Source organism: Bacillus sp. FSL K6-1366 (assembly GCF_037976695.1).
GTDB lineage: Bacteria > Bacillota > Bacilli > Bacillales > Bacillaceae > Bacillus > Bacillus subtilis.
The window spans coordinates 4,033,904-4,060,837 of the sequence record NZ_CP150268.1 but is presented as its reverse complement, the minus strand read 5'-3'; the positions used below and the strand labels follow the sequence as shown (position 1 = coordinate 4,060,837).

Here is a 26,934-nt window from a genome sequence, read left to right as displayed (position 1 = left end):
AAATAATGGAAAATAGATGAAGGAAGTGAAGAAAGTGCCATATTATATCTGCAATACATGCGGTGTGCAACATGCACAGACTGTAGATCCGCCCAACTCGTGTCTGATTTGCGAGGATGAAAGACAGTATATTCATCCCGATGGACAAACTTGGACAACCCTTGAAGACATGCGTGAGAAAGGAAACCTTCAAAACATCCTTAAAAAGGAAGAAGAGCATCTTTACAGCATCAAAACTGAACCAGAGTTTGCGATTGGACAAACAGCCCATCTTATCCAGCATAAGGGCTTCAATGTGCTGTGGGATTGCATGACATATCTTGACCAAAAGACAATTGACCAAATCAACGAATTAGGCGGTATTCAAGCCATCGCCTTGTCTCATCCGCATTATTACTCTACTCAAGTTGAGTGGGCTGAAGCGTTTCAGGCGCCGATCTATATCCATGAGGATGATAAAGAATGGGTGACAAGGCCAAGCAATCACATTCACTTCTGGTCAGGGGAAACGCTCAACGTGAAGCCGGGACTGGACCTTTACCGACTGGGCGGACATTTTAAAGGCGGTGCTGTTTTGCATTGGAGCAAGGGCAATGAAGGGAAAGGCTGTCTATTGACCGGAGATATCATTACGGTTGCGGCGGACCGAAACTGGGTCAGCTTTATGTACAGCTACCCAAACCTCATTCCCCTTCCCGCCTCCAAAGTTGAAGAAATAGCAGCCAAAGTAAAACCGCTTCAATTCAACCGGCTTTACAATGCTTTTTCTAAAGTTGTCAAAGAAAATGCCGGCGAAGCGGTCCAGCGTTCTGCCGTACGCTATATCAAGGCTCTCAACAGCGAATTGTTTCATACATAAAGAGTGAGGCGGCTCTTTTCCGTGTAAAAGATGCAGCAATTGGGAATAGTATCGTGTAGATCAAAAGGAGGAATATTGATGGCACACACGAATACACAGCTTTCTCAATGGCTGGAATCAAAAGTCGGCCAGACGCTTGATATTAGAAAAGGTGAATTGACCCATGATGAAGAGATATCAGACTTGGATCAGATAGTTCTCCACCTTCAAAAAGTGGCTATACGCAGTACGAATCATCCTGATGATTATGTTGCGAAAGAAGAGCTGGTTTTAGAAGGCGAAGGAACAACATTCACTGAGGACGGAAACGTACCGCTTCCGCAAAATGCCTATGAGATTCCTTTATTAGGTGAGCTTCATATTCACCAAGAAAACGAAGGATTGAAGGTCGTAACAGATCGTGCAGTATATACAATTGATATCCAGCACAGCTGACGATCACTTTCATCAAAATAATACAGCGTAGCGCCTTTGAGCTTTCGTTCAAAGGCGCTGCTTTATATCGAGCCGTTTTTTCACTTTTTTCGTTCTTCACCCTATTGAATGACTCCTAAAATAGATATATAGTTTTAGAGACAGGATTACATTTCAAATCATTCTGTTTTTTGTAAACTAGTTCAGCAATTTGATTCATCTATTTACCCTATTAGGCGAGGAGAATGCAAATGGAAAAATTGATGTTTCATCCGCATGGTAAAGAGTTTCATCACAATCCTTTTTCAGTTTTAGGACGATTTAGAGAGGAAGAGCCCATTCACCGATTTGAATTAAAACGGTTCGGAGCCACATATCCGGCCTGGTTAATTACCCGATACGATGATTGTATGGCCTTTTTAAAAGACAATCGAATTACAAGAGACGTAAAAAATGTGATGAACCAAGAACAAATCAAAATGCTCAACGTTAGTGAAGATATCGATTTTGTATCCGATCATATGCTGGCAAAAGACACACCTGACCATACCCGCCTGAGATCACTTGTTCATCAAGCATTTACTCCCCGAACCATTGAAAATCTGCGCGGCAGCATTGAACAAATTGCTGAACAGCTTTTAGATGAAATGGAAAAAGAAAATAAAGCGGATATTATGAAATCCTTCGCTTCCCCTTTGCCTTTTATTGTTATATCTGAATTGATGGGAATCCCAAAAGAAGATCGGTCACAGTTTCAAATCTGGACCAATGCGATGGTTGATACCTCTGAAGGTAATAGAGAGCTGACAAATCAGGCTCTTCGTGAATTTAAAGATTATATCGCCAAGCTGATCCATGACAGAAGGATAAAGCCAAAAGACGATTTAATCAGCAAACTTGTGCATGCTGAGGAAAACGGCAGCAAGTTAAGCGAAAAAGAGCTCTATTCGATGCTATTCTTGCTCGTTGTAGCCGGCCTTGAGACGACTGTTAACTTACTCGGCTCAGGCACCCTCGCATTGCTGCAGCACAAGAAGGAATGTGAGAAGCTCAAGCAGCATCCTGAAATGATCGCTACAGCGGTTGAAGAATTGCTGCGATACACCTCACCTGTCGTTATGATGGCAAATCGGTGGGCCATCGAAGACTTTACATATAAGGGGCATTCGATCAAAAGAGGAGACATGATTTTTATAGGGATCGGATCTGCCAATCGCGACCCGAATTTTTTTGAGAACCCCGAAATATTAAATATAAACCGGTCGCCTAACAGACATATTTCTTTCGGTTTTGGCATTCATTTCTGCTTAGGAGCGCCTCTTGCCAGGCTGGAAGGCCACATTGCATTTAACGCACTTTTGAAGAGATTTCCTGATATTGAACTTGCGGTTGCACCTGATGACATTCAATGGAGAAAAAATGTCTTTTTAAGAGGATTAGAAAGTCTCCCTGTTTCACTTTCAAAATAACATTCAAAACGCCCCCTTTTAAAAGAGGGGGCGTTTGTGTTTTCTCAGCGCTTCACCAATTCATCTGTTTCTTTTTCTTCCCTCGCTTCATGTTTCTTCCGGAAAGCCTTAAGGAAATTCGCATTCACTACTCCCCTGTTTGAATAGAGCTTTTCGCAAAATTCTAACATGGCTGTTGACGCTTTCGGTTCGGTTAATATCATGAAGTGGTTGCTTGAATCGACATCCACCAGGTGGAAATGGGGAATTTGCCGCTCCCATTCCTCCCAATAGGCAGCTTGATCAAACGGTTCTTTTTCATTTGATAAAGTGAAATAAGTGTCTAAATCACCAAAGAAAGACCTGCTTTTGTTGCGGAAATAATAACATTTTACTGTCTCAGGATCAGGGAGAGGCTTAACAGTGTACGACTCCAAATCATAGGCGCGCTGTGTTTTCATCATTTGCTGAGCCTGCGCACGTATTTGCTTATCTGGTTTGTTTAGCCCTCGTTCTTTTGCCAAGTCAATCAACTCAGACAGGAATTCTTCATCCTCTAAGCTTATGTCCACCTCTTCACGGCTGATGAGAACATCCGTAAGCTTTTCCCGTTTCGCAATCGATGCCAGCATCGTATTAATTGTTTGCAGCATTGACGTTTTCATAGATGCCTCATTCTCTTTTGTCTCAGAACGATATGGGGAGTCAATCATCATCATGCTTTTGACAGCAAGGCCTTGGCTTTGCAGCTGGCGAGTGACTTCATATGCAATCATCCCGCCTAAGGAATATCCGCCTACATCATAAGGACCTTCAGGCTGTATGGATCGAATGATCTCTATATAATAGGAAGCCATTTGTTCAATTCCGTGCAAAGGAGCAGAATCAGTCATGAATCCTCTGGCTTGAATGCCGTAAAAAGGGCGCTGGCTCTTTTGTGCAAATTGCTGATAGATTTCAACTCCTCCTACTCCGCCATGGAACCAAAAGACAGGGCGCCCCCGCTTGCCGTCATTTAACGGTATCAATTCCGGAAACGTGCGAGCTTGATCATTTTGTAAGGATGTATCCTCCTGTTTCTTTGCGATCAAGTCCATCATGTCCTGAACAGTATGGCATGCTTGAAGCTCCGTCAAGGCAATGAGAGGGTCCACCTTTGATTGCAATTGCTGTAATAACTGTATGCAAGAAATTGAATCAAATCCATACTGCTGCAATGGCTTATGAGACTGCAGTTCATCCGGAGCCATCCCTAGTACATTTGCTAATATGTGATGATCGCTGCTGTTGTTGATACGCTCATCCTGTGAAACAGAAGGCGTATTCTCTAATGCTTGAAAGCCGTTCCAGCAGCTTCTCTTTTCAAATGGATAGGTTGGCAACGGTATTCTGCGGGCACCTTTTCCTTGATAAAGCTTCTCCCATGGGATTTGCACCCCTTTTGTCCAGCAAAACGCGATCTTTTCAAGGTTATTTTCAGACAACAAAGTCTCGATCACCATTTCTCTTAATGGACCATCCAGCAAGGCTTCGAGATCTGACGAGCCATTTTCTGCATTTCCGCTAAAGACAGGTATAGAACTTTTCGGCTTATCGCCTTTTTCTGCTAAGCAGGCTTGCAAGCCGATTACCAGTTCTTCTTTACTGCGGACGACGAGCGCCAGGCGGTCTTCCATTTCCTCTCGGCCGGTTTGAAGTGTATAAGCATAATCTTGTAATGACAGTGCTTGTTGTTTATTCACATAGTCAAGCTGCTGTTGAGCAATTGCTTTTAGCCTGTCTTGATTCTTTGCAGAAAGAACTACAATGTGGGCACCATTCTCACTCATACTAACCGGTGGTTTTGGTAAAGGAATATATTCTTCTAAAATGACGTGCGCATTTACGCCTCCAAAGCTATAGCTGTTGATACTCGCTCTGCGCGGAATTTTTTTGCCTGCATCGTCACTTAAATCCCTCCATTGCTGATTCTCGGCAGTCACTCGGAAACGGGTGCCCTTTAATGACACCTGGTCATTCAAAGACGAAAATCCGGATATGCCTGGTATTGTTTGATGCTTCATCGCCATGCTGACCTTCATAAGAGCAGCCATGCCTGAGACGAGTTCACCGTGTCCGATGCTCGGCTTTAAGCTGCTGATATAACATGGCGCTTCCTCCCGTACTTCCTGTGGAAGTTCCAATTCGAGTTGACTGCAGCCTGACTTTAACGCCTCTATTTCTATCGCGTCTGCCAATGGAGAGGCGATCCCATGCGCTTCTATATAGGTCACCGTTTTGGGATCAATTTGCGCTCCTTGATAAGCCTTCATCATTGCATCCTTCATGCCGGCCGGATTTGGCGCGTGAAGTGACATTCCCCTGCCGCCATGCGATACACCTGAACCTTTAATAACCGAATAAATATGATCAGAATCTTCAATGGCTTTTTGCAATGGTTTAATGATGAGAACTCCTGCTCCTTCACTTCTGACAAAGCCATTTGCATCTGCTTGAAAGGATTTGGCCTGTCCTTTCTCACTCAAATAGCCCATTGAGTCGAAGCCAATAAAGCCTTTTGGTGAAAGCAGCAAATTCACAGCCCCGACAATGGCTTGCTCACATTCGCCGTTTCGAATGGATTGTATAGCTCTGTGCAAAGCCACTAGAGCTGAGGAACAGGCAGCTTCATAATATTCACTTGGCCCTTTTACATCAAGTGCATAGGATATACGGTTTGGAATTAGGGAAGGAACCACAGCTGTATCCGTATTGCCGGCTGCGACAAATACTCCTGTCGGGCGGCTGGATACAACCTGCCCTGTTAAGCCTGCATCTTCCATCGCCTTCCATGCATGTATCAAGAGCAGAAACTCCTGTGGGTCCATATTCGCCGCTTCTTTAGGCGATATGCCAAAAAACAGGGGATCAAACTCACCTATTCCTTCTATAAAACCGCCCCATTGAAGGCTTGATTGCCCTTCCTTATCGGCTGCGGCATATTTGCGCCAGTCCCAGCGTTCTTTCGGCACTTCAGAGACACAGTTCTTTCCTTGGACAAGGTTATCCCAAAATTCCGTTACGCTGTTTGCTTTCGGAAACTGTCCCGACATGCCGATAATGGCTATGCCGTCTGCCGCGCGTGCGATTGTTTTATCCGTGTTCGTCTCGTATGCCGGAATCTGTTTCATTTGGTTTTCAATTTGAGCTGGGCGTTCTTCCTGCTGATGAGCTTCACCAAACAGCTGAGCAAATGATGCTTCATGTTTGTCCGCAAAAAAGTCGATTAGCTCTTGAATAGTCGGATACTCAAAAAACAGAGTCGGATTTAATTCGATCTTTGTCTCTGCTTCCATCTCCCTTGTCAGTGCAACCAATTGAGAAGAATCGATTCCAAAATCCATGATATGCGCTTTTGCAAGAGACAATTTTGACGAATCGGCCATGTTTACTGCCAGTTTATCTGTTACATAGCTTCTGATACGATCTTTCAGATTGCTGGCTTTGATTGCCTTATTTTGATTTCCTCTTTGATTCGAAATACGAAGCTGTTTAAGCGAGTAGCCCGAGTAGTGCAGCACTGTTTCTGACGACTCATTGATCACATCTACATCAAACAGCAGCATGTCACCTGTATTCTTAACCAATGTAATCAAAAGCCAGCAATCCCCTTTTATCGTTTGCTTTGTAAACTGGATATCATTGATTCCAAACGGCAGGAAGAGGCCTGTCATGTCAAACTGCTCTAAGAAACTGAGGATAGCCAAGTACGCGCTGTTTGTCATCAATGGGCTTACAGTGTAATGGTGCCCGTTTGCCAGCCCGCTTTGGGGCAGGCGAATTTTTGCCAGTATAGACTTGTGATCTCTGTAGAGATGAGTAATTGTCTTAAATAACTCTCCCCATTCAGGACCGTTTCCGGTTTTATACATCTGATCGATGTGATGAAGCTTAGTTAATGAATGCTTAACGTTCTCGATATTGACTTTTTTTGGCTCAAAAGAACCGATTCCGCATTGTCCGATTGAGGCAGGCTTCCACAAACCAGAGGACGGCTCGCGATACATGATTTGCAGTTCTATGACTTGATCTTTTTGCAGCGGCTTTGCCTGAATTTCAATGGTCTCGCCTTGTTTGATGACAATTGGACTGATATAACTTAATTTGCTGATACGGCCGCTGTTTTCCTCAGGGAACAGGTTAAAAAATGCTTCAATGGCCAGACTGCCATATGTGGCACCGACAAGCACCCGTTCATTGTTGAAGACGTGTCCTTGAACGTAAGGCTCATCATAAGTGAATTGATCTTGAATGACAGGCTGATTGATATTGTCTTCAACATCTGACGATTTCTCATTGATAGACGATACATCGAAATGAAATGATGTATTATGGTCAAATGCATAGTGAGGCAGATGAACCCAGCCTGATCGGTTCTCTCTATCAGCTTCTTTAAAAGTAATCGATCCCCCTTGTACCCACTGCTCTGCTGCGCTTATTTCTCTATCATTAGTTACTGATTCCGCACATGGCTGTAAATCGAATGATGTATAAATGCCTTGCTGGAGTGAGCTTTTTTCTGATGTTCGGAACATCTTTAGTTTTTCGATCAGCTCCTGAGTCGATGTCACTGTAAATGCAGCCCTATGCTCTAAATTGTGGTTGATCCGGTGTAAAGCCTGGACAACGGGTTCAATATCCATAGACGCTTCCTTCCCTAAAAACAATTCCATGTTTTCCAGGTAGCTAAGCAGGCTCCATTTGGTTTTGGCTGAAAAAACGGCAGTGAATTCCTGCTGGCGGGAAGCGATATGGTTTTTCTCAGCTGTTTCTATATATTCTTCTATAATGAGATTGGCATAGGCTCCCCCCGCTCCGAAGGAATTGATCATGCTTCTGCGAGGCAATTGTTTTCCAGTTTCAGGATCATTCAAGCGATGCCATGGCTTTGTTTGTTCCTGAAGATAGAAAGCCGTGTGCTCCAGCTTAATATTTGGATTGACAGGCAGCGCGTTAATTGTCGGCACCAGCGTCCCTTTCTTCATCTGCAGCAGTACTTTTGTCAGCTGAGAAATACCGGAAGCCGCCTCTAAATGCCCCAGATTGGATTTGACAGAGCCTATCGCACAAAACTGTTTCTTGTTTGTATATTGTTGAAACGCGTTTGTTAAGGCAATTACTTCAATAGGATCGCCCAGCGCCGAACCATTTGCCGCCGATTCAATATAGCCAATAGTCTCTGGATCAATGCCCGACCGCTGAATCGACTTGACAATTAACTTTGCTTGCTGCTTCGGGTCCGGAGCTGTATACATCTGTCTTCCGCCGCTATGGTTGGCAAAACTGCTTTTGATCACAGCGTAAATATGATCCTGATCTTCCATCGCCTTCGAAAGCGGTTTTAACAGGACAGCTCCAATGCCTTCCCCGGGAATAAGCCCGTTTCCTGCGCCAAAACTTTTGCTTTGATTGCCGCTTCCCAGCAGATTGGCACGCTCCAAAGAATCATATTTAGAGAGATCGAGTGTTAAATTGACACCCCCAGCAATCGCCATTGAGCAGTTTTTCAATTTCAGGCTTTCACACGCAAGATGTATGGCGTTTAATGAACTAGAGCATGCTGAGCTGACAGCGATACTCGGTCCGGTCAGGTTAAAAAAGTGGGAAACGCGATTTGCAATGTGCCAGTCTCCCCCATTTGAGCTGAGGACTGCCTGCTCTAAAGACGGGATATTCCAAAAATACTGGTTATACATATTCCCTATAAAAACACCTACTCCGTCATCATCCCGCAATTTATCCAGCCGGGTTCGCGTATAGCCGCCGTCCTCAAACGTTTCCCAGACGGTTTCTAAACATAAACGGAGTTCAGGTGTCATTTCCATCACCCGGTTTTGCTCCACCTCAAAAAGCTGATGGTCAAATGCCTCTATATCTTGTAAAAATCCGCCATAGCGTTTCTTATTTGCCGGCTTTTTTGGATCTTTTGATAATGTTTTCAATAAAGATGTGCGCCATCTGGATTCCGGTGCCTCTGTAATACAATTGTCTCCGGCGATTAAATGCCCCCAAAGCTCTTCTAAACTGTTAGACATCGGATAGCGCCCGCTTACCCCGATTATTGCGATATCTTCTGTACTAGAATCATTAAAATGTGTTCTTTGCAAATTACTTGTCTTTTCTTTTTTTAGTGGTTCGGTATTTGCTAGCTGAGTTTCAGTGACTTCCTGCTTTGTAACAAAGCGGCGTGTATGAAAAGTAAATGGCTTATTAGGATCTGTACGCTCTGTTTGAAGTGGAGCTTCATTTTTTGCAGGCTTCGTTTTTTCCTTTAACAATGCTGTCCGGAGCTTATTTTCATGCCCCTTTACTAAATATTCGACGAGTTCTTTTGTGTTGTTATGTTCAAATAAAATGGTTTTTGGAAGCTCTCCTGTCACTTTTTCTAATTCACGAATGAAATTCACCTGCAAAATCGAATCAATTCCATACTTCTCAAATGTCGTATCTTCGTGAATACGTTCTGGTGATAGTTTGATTGATTTTGCCAGCGTATGCTTCACAAATTGTGCCGTTTGTTCGATGAGAGAATCGCTTTCCTGTGAATGATCGATTTCAGCATTCATTTGTATATGGCTTGGATCTTCTTCTGCCCCCGTTCTCTTCTTTTGACGGACGACTCCGTTACTTTCAGCGGCAATGATCTGCTGGCCGAGCTGATGCGATTGTTCAGCCATAAAGGAAACATAGCGAAATCCTTCACTCTCAAGCACCGTTTTCCAAGTATCCGGATACAGGCCCGGACAGCCCGGTATGCGAAGATCAGGGTCCTCATACAGCCACCAGCCCTCTAAAAGGCCGAACGTCAAATGCGAGTATATATTATGATCACTTATTTCATTTAAAAGGAGCAGCCCGTTTTTTTTCAAAACTGCTTTTGCATTTCGCAATGTCTGCCGGATATTTTTTGTGGCATGAAGCACATTTGCCGCGATGACCGCGTCGTAGCCTCCCGCATCAATATGCTGTTCAGACGCCGGCTCCTCGACATTAAATCGTTTATATGTCAAATATGGATTGTCAGGACCATACTTATTTTCTGCATGCATTAAAAAAGCTTTAGACAGATCTGTATAGCAATATTCTTTTATATGTGTCTGCCATGCTTTCAATTTTTGAAAAACAGCCGCGCTTGTCCCGCCGGTCCCGGCTCCGATTTCTAATATTCGAATCTTCGCCTCAGGCTCTTGCTTCAGACGTTCTTGCAGATAGGCTGTTAACGTATCTGCAAGCACATCATTAAAATAGTCTGCGACTTGATTGTTTTTATAGACCCCTTCTACTAAATCCATAGATGAATTCGGAAACAGGATATCGGTGGCTGACGCCTTGCCGGTCAGAACCTCCGGCAAGGCTTTAAGTGCTGTCTCCACCAATGTCACCATGGCTTTCATATTATTGTCTTGAAGCAGGTCAGATTTTTGTTCATTCCATTCTTTCCACAGCTCGCTCATGGTGCCTATTGAGCGTATTGGAACATGTCCGTTCTCCGTTCGCTTGAGAAATTGATGCCGTTCTAAAATCGATTGGCTTTCTTCAAACCATCTGCCATAGAAATTCTCCAATACCGGCTGGGATTTACTTTCTGTGAAAAACCCTATGGACTGTAATTGTGCGAAAAGCATTTTACAGAGAATGTCTTCTGTGTTCAGCATTGGCGCTTCCCCTCCTATAACAGTTGTTGAATCTTTGTGCTGTCACCCGGGTGATAGCTTCGCAGCTTTTGAATGGCGGAGCCGTGAGTTTCCGGGTACACTTCAATCGTTTCTTCTGTCTGTTCCGCTTCATCATTCGTTTCGTTTGCCATTTTCATCATCACTAGCTGCTTCAGCGGTCCCCCGAGCAGCAATTCCAAAGCTTCCATTGCTTCAGGGGCTTCAATTGAGCCTATGCCTGCCTGAGCCATTCTCTTCTGGTAATCCGGTGATGAAACAACACCAATGCTTCCCCAATAACTCCAATTCATCACGGCCACTGTACAAGGCCATACGTGAGACAACCGCTGTGCAAAAGCATCCTTAAAACTGCAGCCCGCAGCGTAATTGCTTTGTCCGGAAGCTCTTGCAAACGATTGTACGGAAGAGAAAAACAAAACAAAATCCAGTGGTTCATGCCGGAAAACTTGGGCCATTCGCACGCTTACATCAACCTTTGCAGCAAGAACGTTTCTGAAACATTCCTCACTCATATTCATCAGGCTTCGGTCTTGTAAGACAATCGCAGAATGGATGATGCCGTTGATTTCTCGATGCGTTTGTTTCATTGTTTCATACGCGCGTTCTAATTCCTCTCGGTTAGCCGCATCAGCTTGAATGTAATACGGGGCTGGCCCTAGACGCGCAAGTCTGTCCAGCTTCCTTTGAATGGCTGCATCCTTTTTCCTTCTGCCAATCCAAACGATCTGCGCCCGATATGTTCTGATCATATATTCACTCCACGCCTCACCAATACCACCAGCTCCGCCTATGACAACATAAACACCTCCGTGCTTATACTTCGTGTGCACCGGTTGATTGTTGTGTACTGGAATCAAACGAAGCTTATGCCAAATCTTGTTTCGATAGGCCCACGTATTCCCTTCTTGATCGGCAGGCAAGGAAAGGAGTTGAGATAACGGCAAATCTTCGTATTTTTTAACATCGATCAGCTTTGTCTGCCAATTTGGATATTCTTTTGCCATTGAACCGATCAGGCCGTGCACCCCGGCATCGACCGGGTCGACAATATCATGCTGATCAACATATTGTGTATTCACCGTCACGACCGTCCAGCTTATCTCCTTCTGTCCATAGCCTAAAGAAAGCATTGCCTTAATGAGCCTATACATTTGAATGACGCCTTGATCTTGGGCTTCAATCATTTCATCGCCGACTTCGCACTCTGTCACACGAGAAGGAGACATCCACACAATGTGGTCAAACGATCCGAGTGCTTCAAGCTGTCCTGCAATTCTATGAATTGATGCGTTCGGCTCAATGTACAGCTCCTTGGCAAATGGGATCTGCCTTTGAACAGCTTTTCTGCTGTTGTCATCCCCTCCGAGGATGACAACACGCTCATCAGCAGGCGAAATCCTCCTCTTCTCCAGCTGCACTCGATCCCATATCGGCGCCATAAGAAGCGCTCCGTTAAGAGTTGCTTTGGAGTTTCCTAGTGATGTCGGCCCGTCTGGCGGTTGTATGCCTTCTTCCAGCAGCCTTGAGGTAATCCCCTTGATTCTTACACACACTCGGCCTTGTTCATCACACAAATCAATATCCAGTCTCTGTATTTTGTCCTCATTAGGACGAGATGTCACAGACACCCACATTTTATTTGTACACGGGCTGAATATTTCTAGCTCTTGCAGCGCAAAAGGCAGAGAAAGCTGCTCGTCACCGGAATTCAGCTTTAGCCCGATCGACGCTTGTAAAGCAGAGTCGGCCATACTTGGATGAAGAACGAATTCATTCAGTGTGTGAGTTACACCAGCAGGCAGAGAAAGCTCTGCCAAGGCTTGATTGCGGCCGATGTAAAGCCGATCTATCCCTTGAAAACCAGGTCCGTAGTCAATGCCGATCACCTTAAACAATTCATAACACTGGTCGTGTGAGAGTGTGCTTAAACTGCATTGATCTTGAAGCACGCTGATATCCTGGACTGGAATGTCTCCTGCCCCACGGATTGAAGCACTGCCTTGACAATGTATCTTTCGATCATTATGTGCAGCCTCTGTATAGACGTTAAAAGCAATCTCGCCGTCCTGCTGGGGATTTAGACTGATATCCACTTGCACAGGCTGGCCGTCCGCCACAATCGGCTGCACCCACACAACATTTTTGATGTGAATAACAGATTGTTGATCTTCGGTTCTTCTCACTGCTCTTGTAACGGCAGCATGAACCATCTCAAGATATGCCACGCCCGGCATAACCGGTTTTCCCTTCACCTTATGATCGGCGAAAAAGAACTCAGCACCTGTAAAGGCCGAGCTGAAACGCTGCTCTGACAAATCAGATGTGTTGACATGTATCAATGCATGCAAAGCTGCTGATTCGACTGTTTTTAAAGCTGTTTGATGGGCGGCTGTCTCCTCTTTCGTATCCGTTATCCAGTAGCGTTCTTTCGCAAATGGATAGGTAGGGAGGCTTATGCGTTTCGGCTGTTTGCCGTCATACAGTTTACTCCAGCCTATTTCCATGCCTTTTACCCATAAATCAAGCAGTCTTTCATATGTGTGAGGCTCCCAGCTATTGTTGAGCGTTTTCTGTACTTCGTCATCTGATCTCAATGTTTGTGCGATACCTTTTTCTGCTCTGCCTCTGTACATGTACTTCGCATTGGTGCCCCCTTCTATAAAGAGGTTCAGTTTTTCCAGCAAGTCCCCAGTCGAGACAGCGATGATCCCTAATCTCTCCTCCATTGCATCACGCCCCTCTTGGAGTGTATAAGCAATATCAGTGAGGTCACGAGCAGTGATAGATCGCTTGCTGATAAAGTCTGCTAATTGCCGGGCTTGGTCTTTCAGACGATCTTCATCCTTTGCCGACAAAATAAAGATGCCCGGGTGCTGTGCTGTCACAGCTGGTGCTGTTGCAGGATGGGTTGTTTCTTTCGGAATATATTCCTCAATGACCACGTGGGCATTGACGCCGCCTATCCCGAACGAACTGATACCTGCGCGGCGCGGCAGCTCTCGGCCGGCTTCATCCCGAAGCGCCTGCCACTCTCTCGATTCCTGCACAATATAAAACGGGCTGTCATCCAGTCTGATATATGGATTAACAGTTTCACTGTACAGACTTTTGACAAGCGTTTTATGCTTGAGCTGCAATAACACTTTAATGACACCCGCCACACCGGCCGCAAGCGATAAGTGACCGATGTTTGTTTTCGCTGATCCAAGTCCGCAATGGCTGCCATGAACAGCCGGGTCCCCCGTTTTTTCATACAGCTCTTTAAATGCCGCTTTTAAGCCGTTGATTTCTACTGGATCGCCCAGCTTGGTTCCAGTCCCATGCGCTTCAATATAAGTTACGGTTCTTGGATCAATTCCCGCTTTTTCATATGCTGTTTTTACGACATCCGCCTGAGCTTTCGGATTAGGAGTCGTTAGAGAATTTGCGCGGCCACCGTGGTTTACCGCACTTCCTTTAATGACACCGTAAATATGATCACCGTCTCGTTCAGCCGCTGTCAGCTTTTTCAGAAAGAGAATGCCGGCACCTTCACTGACTGCGAATCCATCGGCTTTGTCAGAAAATGTTTTGCATCTTCCTTCTTTGCTCAGCGCCCCGGCTTTATCATAGGCGATATGGCCTTGCGGAGTTACGACCGTGTTGACCCCTCCCGCAATCGCCATTTCACAGTTTCCATTTTCAATGGCGCAAACCGCATGATGAATGGCGACCAAAGAGCTTGAGCACGCAGTGTCGATCGGTTCACTCGGTCCATGAATGTTCAGGAAATAACTGACTCTATTCGGTCCTGCAGAAGGACTCATATTCGCAGCCGCTGAGCCTTCGATGTCTACATTTGACAGAAGTGAACTGTACCCTGTGTTTCCTGTCCCGATGAAGATGCCCGTTTTGGTTCCTGCCAGGCTTCTCGCTGAGTGTCCCGCTTCTTCTACCGCCTTCCACGCATAGGTCATTAACAGGCGCTGCTGAGGCTCCATCTGCTCAGCCTCCAGCGGAGATATGCCGAAGAACAATGGATCAAAGTCAGCTACTTCATCAATAAAACCGCCCCATTTGACGTTTGTTTTATTCGCTTCTTTCAGAGGGTCTCCGTAATACTCCTGCCAATCCCAGCGGTCTTTTGGAACCTCTGTAATACAATCTGCGCCCGATGACAGGTTCTTCCAATATTCCTCAACGTCTTTTGCCTTTGGGAAAACGCCGCTCATCCCAACAATCGCAATAGGCTCAGGCTTGTGATCAGCTTCCTTTTGCATTGGTGTTATCGAAGGTTGTACAAAGCGGTTTTCAGTCGAAAACGTCATATTTTTTATATTCTGTTCGACAGGCTGCATCAGCACCTCAGCTTTGGCAGGCGTTTGAGCTGTAAAAGCATTTGGATATTCTTCTGACAGATACCCTGCAAATGCATAAACAGTTGCGTGCTCAAAGAAGATCGTAGGCGTAAGATCCAGCTTGTACTTCTCATTCAGTGTATTTGCGAATTCAGTTAACGTAATCGAATCAAATCCATATTGATTAAACTCCATGTCCGGGTCAATCTCTTCAGGTTTGATTTTGAGCAATTGAGAGATTGTTTGCTTTAAAACTTCTTGAATGTGGTCAAACATATTCCCTTGATCCATTCTTGCTTCAGATGTCACCGGTACTTGCACTGTTTTCATTGGTACATCATCAGAAGACGGCTTTTGAGTCAGCTTTTCCCTCATCATGTCTTTGATTCCTTCCATGACGATGACTTGATCTTTGCCAAATGCCAAAGCTTTATACAGCGCTTGAATGCCGGTCTCGGTCCGCATTGGAGTCACACCTGTGTTTTTCAACGTCATGTTTTCAATTTCTTTATTCGCGCGCATGCCGCCTTCTTTCCAGAGCGGCCAATTGATTGACAACGTTTGTCCGTGCCTGTACATGGCGGTTACAAGCGCATTCCGATAAGCAGCATAACTGTCCATAAATGCATTAGCCATTGCATAATCGGCCTGTCCCGCGCTGCCGGCAACACTTGATATTGAAGAAAAGAGGATAAAGAAATCTAACGCAAGATGCTCGGTTGCCTCATCCACATTCACAAGCCCTTTCACCTTAGGAGCGAGAACTTGTGTCAGCTCTTCATTGGTTTTGCTCATAAGATAGTTATCTTTAATCAGCCCAGCGCTGTGAATGACACCATTCAAGTCTTCGTAATCAGACGTAATGCTTGTGATAAGCTCGGAGGCTGCTTCCGTTTGTGTCACGTCAACCTGCCTGTATTCTGCGCGAGCACCTAATTGCTGAAGTTCGTTTAGCTCCGCCTGCTGATCCGCATTCAACTCGGATCTGCCTGTCAGAATGAGCACAGGCTGTTCGGCTTGACGAGCAATTTCTTTTGCAAAAATAAACCCAAGTCCTCCTGCGCCGCCCGTGATGAGGTAAACACCTTTATCTCTCCACGGCATGCTTATTTCCCGATCATCTATTTGCATTTCATCCAGATCATTGATGTACCGTTTGCCTTTTTCATATTTGATGTGCTGATCTTCTGTGTGCCTTTTATTCTCTTTCAGTTTTTCTATCACACTTTCAATATTTTCATGTGAATCGATTTCAATCGTCTGGCCGATTAGTTTTTTATTCTCCAGGCCGGCGGTTTTAAGGAGCGCCGATAGCCCTGAGAATGAGTACTGCTTTCTTTGTGCAGAGGTAAGCAGCTGGATCAGAACATTGCCCTGAGGTCTGCTTTTGAGAAGACCCTGGACCGTCTCAAGCGCTTGTTCGGCATAATCTTGGAACCTCTCTGCAAGTCCTTCGCGGAATGACTCCAAAACGATGCATTCCGCTCCTGTCATTCTTGATTCAATGCGATCTTTTGAGAGGCCATTCATGTCGCAAAGCATGACAATGTGCCGTTCGTAATGAGGCTCAGGACTATCTTTTTTTAAATCCTTAGGCACCCATTTTTCTTCAAACATCAGGGTTGCCAGCGTTTGAGCAGATTCCGCCGATCCAGAGCCGCCTTCTGCTGCTCTGAAAGATAATCCTTTCATCCGTACGCAAACATTGCCGCTCTCATCTAAAATATCAAGATCGCGCTTTTGCACCTTATCAGTTGCCTTGCTGCCTTGGCTGTATCTTGCGTATACCCACATTTCTGACGAACATGCTCCGAAGACTTCAAGCTCCTGGACCGCAAAAGGCAGTGTCAGCTGGTTATCCCCGGCGCCTGTCAAAATGCTTGACGCCTGCAAAGCAGAATCCATCAGCCCAGGGTGCATTTTGTATTGGCTGAGCGTATCTGCAGCTGACGGATGCAATGACAATTTTGCCAAAACAAATTGTTCAGCTGTATAGATTTTTTTCACTCCGCGATAAGCAGGACCATATTCAAATCCAATCATTCGATAGGTGTCGTATACTTCGTTTACGCTGAAATGACTTTCCTGACACTGCTCCCGCAGAGATTGCAAATCAACCGCCGGCAGATTTTCAGCAGGATTCAATATCGCGCTGCCTTGACTGTAGACGATTGACTGTTCGCCAGTAACGTCTGAATGACCATAGATTTCATAAGAGATCTGACCATTTTCTCCCGGTAAAAGCCTAATGTGTACTTGCTGCGGCTGATCCTCTACAACAATAGGCCGCACCCACACCGCATTCTTTAGCTTCATGATGCGCGGTACATCTTGTACCTCTGCGGCCTGCTCAACAGCTGCCCGCGCCAATTCAAGATGAGCCACTCCCGGCAAAATCCGTTGGCCTTTCACAACATGATCAGCAAGGAAAAACTCTTCTCCCGTATAAATAGAGCTAAACCTTTGTTCCGAGAGATTCGATGTGTTTTGATGCATTAATGGATGCAGCATGGCTCCGCCAAGGCGGGAGGCTGCTTGATTTGCATCAATGCTGCCGCTTTTTTCAATATGATCAGAGATCCAATAACGGTCTTTTGCGAATGGATACGTCGGCAAGCTGATGCGCTTTGGCAGATTCTCGCCATACAATTTCGTCCAGTCTACATCAAGCCCTTTTACCCATAATTCAAGCAATTTTGCATACTTTCCCCGTTCCATCCATTTCTCGACGGCTTCTTGAATCTCTTCGTCCTCTGTCAGCATTTGGAGTGTGCCTTTATCAATCCTGCCTTTAAATACATCCTCCACACCGCTTTTCTCCGCTGCAAAGTCTTTTAACTTTTGCTGTAAATCCTCAATGGAACCGGAAATAATCCCGAGACGTTCTTCCATCGCATCCCGTCCGGCTTGCAGTGTATAAGCGATTCGGGCGAGATTTACGTCACTATATGTTTGCTTATCAAGCGCATCTGCCAGCTGCTGTGCATGTTCTTTTAGCCGCGCTTCATTTTTAGCCGATAAAACGAAGATACCCGGATGTTCCGGCGTGATGGATGGTATATTCTCATCGGATGCTTCCGGAATATATTCCTCGATAATCACGTGGGCGTTTACCCCGCCGATTCCAAATGAACTGACACCTGCCCGGCGAGGAAGCTCTTCTCCCCGTTCATTTTTCAGCGCTTTCCATTCTTCCGTTTCCCGTACGATATAGAACGGACTGTTTTTCAGCTGAATGTATGGATTCACGTTTTCGCAATGCAGACTTTTCACTAAGGTTTTATGCTTAAGCTGCAATAATATTTTAATAACTCCTGCTGCACCGGCTGCCAGCGATAAGTGGCCAATGTTTGTCTTTACAGAACCTAAACCGCAGTAAGGATTGGCTGATGTGTCTCCTTCATTTACACCCAATGCTTTAAAAGCTGATTTCAAACCGTTAATTTCAACCGGGTCTCCAAGCTCCGTCCCGGTTCCGTGGGCTTCAATGTAGGTCACGGTTTTCGGATCGATTCCCGCTTTTTGATATGCCGACTGAATAACATCTGCCTGCGCCTTCGGATTGGGAGTCGTTAAAGAGGCTGCACGGCCGCCGTGATTGATTGCACTGCCTTTTATGACTCCGTAAATGTGGTCTCCCGCTTCTTCAGCCGCTTTTAATTTTTTCAGGAACAGTATGCCGGCACCTTCCCCATGCGCAAAACCATCGGCTTGATTTGAAAACGTCTTGCATTTTCCTTCTTTGCTCAGTGCTCCCGCCTTATCAAAGCTGATATACACCTCAGGAAGGATAATCGTATTTACACCGCCGGCTAATGCCATGTCACAAGTGCCTTCTTCAATTGAAGAGATGGCATGGTGGATTGCCACTAGTGAACTTGAGCACGCTGTATCAATCGGTTCGCTCGGCCCGTGCAGATTAAGGAAATAACTGACCCGGTTCGGACCGACCGATGGGCTCGTATTGGCTGCCGCTGATCCTTCTATTGCCGAGTTCGCTTTAGATAGAAGAGAGCTGTATCCTGTATTTCCCGTTCCGATGAAGACGCCGGTCTTTGTGCCTGACAACCTTTTCGCCGAATATCCTGCATCTTCGATCGCTTTCCAGGCGTAAGTCAGCAGTAAGCGCTGCTGTGGTTCCATTTGTTCAGCTTCACGCGGGGAAATGCCAAAGAATAATGGATCAAAATCTGCAATACCGTCAATAAAGCCGCCCCATTTCACGTTCGTTTTATTGACTTCCTTCGCCGGATCACCTTCATATTCACGCCAATCCCAGCGATCTTTCGGGATTTCCGTCATGCAGTCTTTGCCCTCTTTTAAGATGTTCCAGTACGCCTCAACATCTTTCGCCATAGGGAAAATCCCGCTTATGCCCACAATGGCAATTGGCTCAGGCCCTGCATCACTCTGTATGGCGTTTGGCAGCATGACTTGCTGCTTTCTGCGTCTTTTAGCTTTGGCACGCACGGCTTGTTCCTGTTTCGCAGCAGGCTGAATCTTAGCCGATGCAGCGCGCACAGCAAATGTCTTCGCAAATACCGATTGATATTCTTCTGACAAATGCTTGCCAAACGCATGAATCGTCGGGTGGTCAAAAAATACGGTTGGCGTCAGCTCTAACTGATAGGCGCGATTGATATGGTTGGTGAATTCAGTCATGGAGATAGAATCAAAACCATACACCGTCATCTCGGCATGATCATCAATCGTTTCAAGCTTGACCTTTAACAGCTTGGCGATCTCTCGCTTTAACATCGCCTTTACTTTATCCAGCAAACTGTCTGTATCAATGCTATTTATTTGTTCAGTCATGTGTTCTGCTTCCTTCTTTTCCATAGGTGCTGAGGCGTTTTTTGCCAGCATGTTTTGTTTTATTTTTTGCACATCGCCTTCGATCACCATTACTTGGTTTGCCTCTGAATGAAGTGCTTGATATAATGCCTGAATTCCTTTTTCTGCCCTCATAGGAACAATACCGGCAAGTTGTACAAGCCTTTTCTCAGTTTCTTGATCGACCTGCATGCCTCCATCTCTCCATAAAGGCCAGTTTACAGAAAGCGTCTTCCCATGCCGCTGGCTGAGGTCGGCAAGCCTATTTCGATAGCCTGCATACATATCCATAAATACATTGGCTGCCGCATAGTCAGACTGGCCAATGCTCCCTAAACTTCCTGAAAGAGATGAAAAGAGAATAAAGAAGTCTAAAGGCAAATCCTTGCTCGCTTCGTCTAGATAAACAAGCCCTTTTACTTTAGGCGCCAGTACATCGTGCAGATCTTTTGCCTGTTTATTAACCAGGTAACTGTCCTTGATGATTCCGGCACTATGAAGAATACCGTTCAGACGGCCATATCTTTTTTGAATGTCGTCAATGAGCTGATAGACTTCAATTTTATTGGTAACATCTGTTTGCCGGTAGGTGATGTCAGCCCCCTTGCTATGAAGCTCTTCCAGCTTTTTGCTTTTGCTTTCGCTAAGAGGTGAGCGGCCTGCCAGAATGACTGTCGCATTTTTCGTTTGTTCCGCAATTTCCTTTGCAAAAATATGACCTAGTCCGCCGGCACCTCCTGTAATGAGATAAACGCCATTGTCTTTCCACGGCTTGCTGCCGTCTCCTTTTGCCTGTTTGATTTCACGCCAATCAGCAATATACCGTGTCCCGTTTTGATATTTGACATATGAATCGCTGCTCATTTGATTTTCTAACAGTTTGCCAGCAATGCTTCCTCCACTTTCTTCACTGCTGACTTCAATCATTTGGCCGGTTAGTTTGTCATTTTCCTGACAAGCTGTTTTCAGCAGTCCTGTCAACCCTGAAAACAATTGCTGTTCTCCCTCGGCAGAGGTCACGATCTGAACGAGAATGCCGTCTTTCGGTTTCGTACGAATGATCTCTTGTACCTTTTTAAACACTTGTTCTGTATAAGAATGGAAACGCCCATCTACTGAAGAAGGCCTTGCTTCCAGGCTGTATACATGAACATCCTCGATGGCTGCTTCAATCTGTTCTCTCGTCTCATTGTCATATTCACAGAGGAACACGAGATACTCTGCATATTTTTTTGCAGCTAAGCCGTCAGCAGCCTTTTGTTCTTGCCAAACGGGCTGAAGCAATAAAGTTTCAGCGTTCATTTTTGATGGTTCGGTTTGTATATCTGCCTCCATCACCCTCGTCGAAAATCCTTTCAGCCGCACGCAGATCATGCCATGCTCATCACATAGGTGAATATCGACTTTCTGTATCAAATCTCCTGGTTTGTTTTTCGAGTTGAATTGAACATAAACCCACATGTCAGAAACGCACTGACGAAAGACCTCAAGTTCCTCCAGGGCAAATGGCAGTGCTGCCTTAAAGTCTTCAGTGTCTGAAAGTTCCGCTCTGACGACATTTTGCAAATATTCAGCCGCCTGTAACGCCCCGTCCATTACACTTGGATGAAGAACATAATCGCCCAACGTATGTGCAACAGATTCTGGCAGTGATAATTTGGCAAGCAGCTGGCCGTCGCCTTTATATACGGCCTCTACACTCTTGTAACCTGGACCGTAATCGGCGCCGATCATCCCTTCATAAAACGAGGCAGCATCCATTTTGCTTTGATCACATTGTTTCTTGATCTTAGAAAGATCCAGTGCTTTTTCTCGCTTTAACTGAATCAATTCCGCTTTACCTTGGTTATATACAACTGGTTCTGCATCAGCGGATTCCGGATCACCATACATCCGATAAGCAATATGTCCGCCATCTTCATCGTAAAGTCCGATATTTACCTGAACCGGCTCACTTCCTGCTACAACCGGGCGAACCCACACGACATTTTTCAGCCTGATTCCAGTTTCATGATCCTCCAATCCGCCAATTCCTTGTTCTATAGCGGCTCTTGCCATTTCAAGCGTGACCGCCGCCGGCAAAATCGCCATGCCTTTAATGATATGCTCGGCAATAAAATACTCTTGTCCTGTGAAAATGGAGCTGAAACGCTGCTCTGACAGAACCGATGTATTATGGTGCACCAAAGGATGCAAACGAGATGGTTCAATTGTTGTGATAGCGCCGGTGCTGCTTTCAGGCCAGTATCGTTCTTCGGCAAAAGGGTATGTCGGCAAGCTGATGCGGCGTGGCTTTATATTTGGATAGAGCCTGCGCCATTCAACGTGAAAGCCATTTGCCCACATCTCGGCAAGCTTTCTCAATTCTTCTTTTGATATCCGCGATGAAGCCATATCATCTGCTTCAGCATTTCCAAGCAGCTGTTCAGCGGATGTCATTCTCGTTTTTTCTCCTTGAATACAGCCTTCTGCGAGCGGCTTTCCAGTCACAAAAGCTTCCAGCTGATGTTTCCACTCTTCCAGATCGTTCACTATAAAAACGATCCTGTTATCCATTGCTTCACGGCCGACTTGGAAGGTATATGCAATATCTCTTAAAGAGAAATGCCTTTGCTCGTCTTGACTGATATAGGACAGCATTTCCTTCGCGTATACTTGGAGCCGTTCACTATTTTTTGCTGATATAGGAATGATGTAAGGCTGATTGCCTTCGTTTTCGGTACCTGCATCAGAAATGTTTTCATATTGCTCAAATATTGCATGGGCGTTAGTTCCGCCAAGGCCGAATGAGCTCAGAGCCGCCCGATGGACACCTGCGTGTTTCTCTAACGATTTTCGTTCACGGACAACATAAAAAGGAGAGCTTTCAAACTTTATATCCGGATTCGGCTCCGTACAGTTGATGGTCGGTGCAAGTTCATTATGGTATAAACTCATCGCAACTTTAATACATCCGGCTAACCCCGCAGCTGTATCCAAATGGCCAATATTCGTTTTCACTGAACCAATTCCGCAAAATTGTGTTTTGTCTGTGTATTGCTTGTACACTTTATTTAGCGCAGACATTTCAATAGGATCGCCTAATTTCGTTCCCGTCCCGTGCGCTTCAATATAACTGACCGTTTCAGGATGAACCTTGGTTGTATCCAATACATGCTGTATCACCTCTGTTTGGCCTTTTACACTTGGCGCATAGAAGCCGGCTTTTTCTGCCCCATCATTATTGATGCCTATTCCGCGCATAATCGCATAAATATGGTCTCCGTCTTTTACGGCATCCACAGCTTTTTTCAGCAGGATGACGGCTACGCCTTCGCCCCCGGCCATTCCGTCCGCCGAAGCATCGAACGCCTTTACATGCCCGTCGCTTGAAAAATTCAACCCGTTTTGGTGCACGTAGCCGATCGCTGATTGTGCGTGCAATGTTGCGCCTCCGACAAGCGCATATTGTGATTCGCCCGATGTCAGGCTTTTGTATGCTTGATATAAACCGACTAGTGATGAAGAACAGTTAGAATGAACAAAATAGCTTGGCCCTTTTAATCCGAGCTTATGTGAGATCATTGTGGGAATGGTTCCGCTTTGGGCTAAAACCCATGAGACATAGCCATCCGGTGATTCATGTCCTTCTGTTGTCTCCTTCGGCAATAACGTTCTATATGAATTGCTGCTTGCAGACATATATACACTTGTTGCCGGAATCTCCTTAGCCACATATCCTGCATCTTCAATCGCTTTCCAGGAGTGCAGCAATAAGAGGCGGAGCTGAGGGTCCATATACTCAGCATCTTTTGGCGAGATTTGAAAGAAACCGGGATCGAATAAGTCTTTCCCTTCGATCACAGATTGCACAGGCACATAGTCAGGATGCTGTATCAATTCTTCGGGAACTCCATTTGCGCGAAGCTCTTCTTCAGAAAAGAATCGTATGCTTTCTTTGCCTTCTTTGATGTGGTTCCAGAAGTCATGATGATTTTTCGCACCCGGGAACTGGCAAGATATCCCCACAATCGCAACACTGTCATCAAAATAAGGGGGAATCTTCTGTTCTAGGTGTTTTCTATCTTTTTTGATATCATAATGATCTTCATTTTGTGTCCCGGCTAGATCTGAGTTTTTCATCTCCAAAATATATTCACTGATTGCACGGATCGTGGAAAACTCAAACAGCTCAGTAACATGAAACTCACAATCGAATTCTTTTTTGATTCGTTCAGCCACAGCTACAGCCAGAAGCGAATCGCCGCCCGCATCGAAAAATCCGTCTTCCGGCCCAAATCCGCTGACCTTGAGCGTTTCCTCCCAAATACGCAGCACCTGATCCTCTATTTCCGTTAATTGCAAGTGATTTGGTTTCCTTCTGTTGAACACGATCTCGCGTTTTTCTAATTCTTTACGGTTCACTTTTCCGCTGGGCGATAATGGAAGCTCATCTAAGCGGATAAAGTGTGAAGGTATCATATATTCGGGCAGACTCGATTTTAGATGAAGGCGCAAATCTTTTGGATTGGCAGAGGCATGTCCGCTTTCCTCTGTATAATAAGCAGCGAGCTGTTGATGGCCCTCAAGCTGCTTCACCACTACCGCCTGATCTAAAATGCCCGGAAATTCACCCAGCTTTGTTTCTATTGCGCCCAGCTCGACGCGAAAACCGCGTATTTTGACTTGGCTGTCAATCCGTCCCAAGTATTCTATGTTGCCGTCAGGAAGCCACCTTGCTGAATCACCCGATTTATATAGCTTCGTCCCTGATTCAAAGGGATTATCAATAAATTTTTCAGCCGTAAGCCCCGGCTTTTTAAAGTAGCCTCTTGCTAAGCCGGCTCCAGCGATGCAAAGCTCACCTGGCTTTCCGATCGGGACAGGCTTCAAATGCTGGTCCACAATATAAATTTTCGTGTTGGAGACAGGCTTTCCAATCGGTGTATGGTGACTTGCGATATCTCCTTTTCCGCATCCGAAATACGCAGCGTAAATGGAGGCTTCCGTCGGTCCGTATATATTTTCAACCCGGCAGTTTGTAAAGAGCGATACCGCCTTTTTCACTAATTCTTTAGGGAAGGCTTCACCTGCAACCATCATATACTTCAGCGGACCGTCCTCTGTGAATCGCTTGTTGTCTTTCGCCATTTCTAAAAAAACATGCAGCATGGCCGGCACAAAATTAATGTGAGTCACTTTATATGTTTCAATATAATCCATGCAAAGCTGCGGTGATTTCTCCCCATTAGGCGGAAGAATCACTAGACGGCCATCTCCAATAAACCATCCGAATAATTCTGAGATCGATACATCAAACACATAGTTCGTCTTCAATAAATATGCATCCTCAGCCGTTACAGGATAGTGAGATTCAAGAAAATTCAGGGTATTCATAATGCTCCGATGCTCTACCATAACCCCTTTAGGCTCTCCGGTGCTTCCCGATGTATAAATAATATAAGCGAGGTGTTCCGGTTTTACTTCCCGCTTTAAACCGCTGCTTTGCTGGTCTGTATAACCGTTTCGGCAAGCTAACTCGATATTGATCGCTTTTACATGGCTGCCAGTTAATCCGCTGATCCTATCATGAACGTTAGGTTGGGTGAGGACAATGGATGCCTGACTGTCTTTGAGCATGTACTTTAATCGTTCTTGCGGAAAACTTGGATCTAACGGCACATACGCTCCGCCAGCTTTCAGTATTCCTAAAATTCCGATGATCATATCAAACGAACGCTCTGCACAAATGCCAACGGGCTGTTCAGGTCTAACACCCTGATGTTGAAGGTAGACTGCCACAGATGTGCTTTTTTCATCTACTTCTTTATATGTAAGTGATCTGTCTTCAAACATCACAGCAACCGCATCGGGGGTTTGTTTCGCTTTTTCCTCAAACACCTCATGTATACACTTGTCATTTGCGATGTTTGTCCCTGTCGCATTCCATTGTTCCACCAAATTAGTTTGTTCTTGATTTAATCGCAAAGAGTAGGCTTCAAGCGGCAAAGACGGGTCCTCCATCATGTGCTGCGCGAGCTTCATATAGTTCTCCATCATGCTTTCAATGGAGGACAGTTCATACAAATCAGGGTTGTACAGAAGATGAAGCACTGTTTCATTTTCTTGCTCATATATTTCGAGCGCCAGCTCAAATTCACCCTCTTGCCGAATGTCTTCAATATATTCGATGCCAAGCGTTTGATACGGTTCGAGCACTTTTTGCAAGCCTGTTGCTTGAAAAAAGTTTTGGTACAGAAAAGCTGTTTGAAAAACCGGAGAATCCGCGGCCGAGCGGTCTACATTCAGCTCTCTTACCAATGCAGGGAACGGAAACGCCGCATGATCCAGGCCGTCAGCCACTGTCAGCTGCAGTTCCCGAATAAATGCTGTTAATGGCTGAGATCCGATATTCTTGCTCCGAACAGCCATCATATTGATAAAATAACCGATTAGGGTTTCAAATCTGTCTTCTTGCCGACCCATTGTCGGAACGCCAACAATGATATCCTTTTGTTTTGTATAATGATGCAGCAACACTTTGTAAATGGAGAGAAACACAACCGATTCATTCACATGATTGGTGCGGGCAAACGATTTAATTTGATTGCTCAGGTGATGAGGGAGCAAGCTTTTATAAGCTTGCCCCTTGAATTTTCGTGCTGAAGACCGCGGACGGTCAGCAGGCAAATCAAGAACTGGCAGACTCCCAGACAACTGTTCTTTCCAGTAAGCGAGATGCTCTTCCCCTTCTCTGCCAGTCAGCATCCGTTTTTCCCAATCGACAAAATCGTAATAATCAGCTGTTAATGGCTGCTGCAAGGGCTCAATCCCATTCAGCAATTGTTGATACGCTTCGAATAGCGCCGATATCAATGTCAGCATCGACACACCATCAAATATGATATGGTGAATTGTTATAAGAACAATGCATTCTTCTAACCGATGAAAAAGGTGTGTGCGCCATAACGGACCAGCATCCAACTGGAAAGGTTCTTTTGCTTTTTCTTTTAGAAAAGGAAAGATATCTGCTGATTTCATTGCTGATATATTCTCTTCCACAAAATAAAGATCCTTTGATAACTGAACCGATTGAAATGGAATGCCATTTTCTTCTTGAATCACACTGGCTAAGATCGGATATTGTCTCTGTACAAACAGAAGGGCTTTCTTGAACGTCTCTGCATGTATTGGTTTGCTGAAGCGAAAGCATAAAGGAATATGATATGCACTCATCCCAGGAGACATTTTTTGAAGCATCCACAGCCCTTTTTGCCCTTCTGAAAGCGGGCTTTTCAACTGCCGCTTCATGCCTTTAAGATGTTCTTCCACCTCAGAAATGGTTAATT

The 26,934-nt window shown here is 45.2% G+C and carries 5 protein-coding genes; 3 read left to right on the top strand and 2 right to left on the bottom strand.

Annotation, left to right across the window (positions count from 1 at the left end; translation table 11 throughout):
* Positions 1–34: 34 nt before the first annotated feature.
* The 3 genes from MHI44_RS20790 (at position 35) to MHI44_RS20780 (ending at position 2,742) form a co-directional block, all read left to right on the top strand.
* Positions 35–859 carry an MBL fold metallo-hydrolase gene (locus MHI44_RS20790; RefSeq protein ID WP_128740346.1) on the top strand — a complete coding sequence of 275 codons (825 nt, stop codon included), beginning with the start codon at positions 35–37 and terminating at the stop codon, positions 857–859.
* A 78-nt stretch (positions 860–937) separates the two neighbouring features.
* A complete protein-coding gene (locus MHI44_RS20785) occupies positions 938–1,294 on the top strand; it encodes a hypothetical protein (protein WP_003245436.1) in 357 nt (118 codons plus the stop codon).
* 230 nt (positions 1,295–1,524) lie between these two features.
* Entirely contained in the window at positions 1,525–2,742 is a 1,218-nt protein-coding gene (locus MHI44_RS20780; RefSeq protein WP_106073938.1) for a cytochrome P450, read from the top strand.
* Positions 2,743–2,786: 44 nt separating this feature from the next.
* Here MHI44_RS20780 and MHI44_RS20775 read toward each other — a convergent pair whose 3' ends face one another.
* Together MHI44_RS20775 and MHI44_RS20770 are read right to left on the bottom strand one after the other, a co-directional pair.
* The gene (locus MHI44_RS20775; protein ID WP_339202580.1) at positions 2,787–10,415 is read right to left on the bottom strand and encodes a beta-ketoacyl synthase N-terminal-like domain-containing protein; all 7,629 of its coding nucleotides are present in this window, start codon (positions 10,413–10,415) and stop codon (positions 2,787–2,789) included.
* A gap of 14 nt (positions 10,416–10,429) precedes the next feature.
* Entirely contained in the window at positions 10,430–26,896 is a 16,467-nt protein-coding gene (locus MHI44_RS20770; RefSeq protein WP_339203599.1) for an amino acid adenylation domain-containing protein, read from the bottom strand.
* Positions 26,897–26,934: the final 38 nt, after the last annotated feature.

Bases quoted from the DNA above. Each gene is read 5' to 3' on its own strand.
- MHI44_RS20785 (WP_003245436.1), top strand. From the start codon at position 938: ATGGCACACACGAATACACAGCTTTCTCAATGGCTGGAATCAAAAGTC.
- MHI44_RS20780 (WP_106073938.1), top strand. From the start codon at position 1,525: ATGGAAAAATTGATGTTTCATCCGCATGGTAAAGAGTTTCATCACAAT.
- MHI44_RS20770 (WP_339203599.1), bottom strand. From the start codon at position 26,896: ATGAAGCGGCAGTTGAAAAGCCCGCTTTCAGAAGGGCAAAAAGGGCTG.
- MHI44_RS20775 (WP_339202580.1), bottom strand. From the start codon at position 10,415: ATGCTGAACACAGAAGACATTCTCTGTAAAATGCTTTTCGCACAATTA.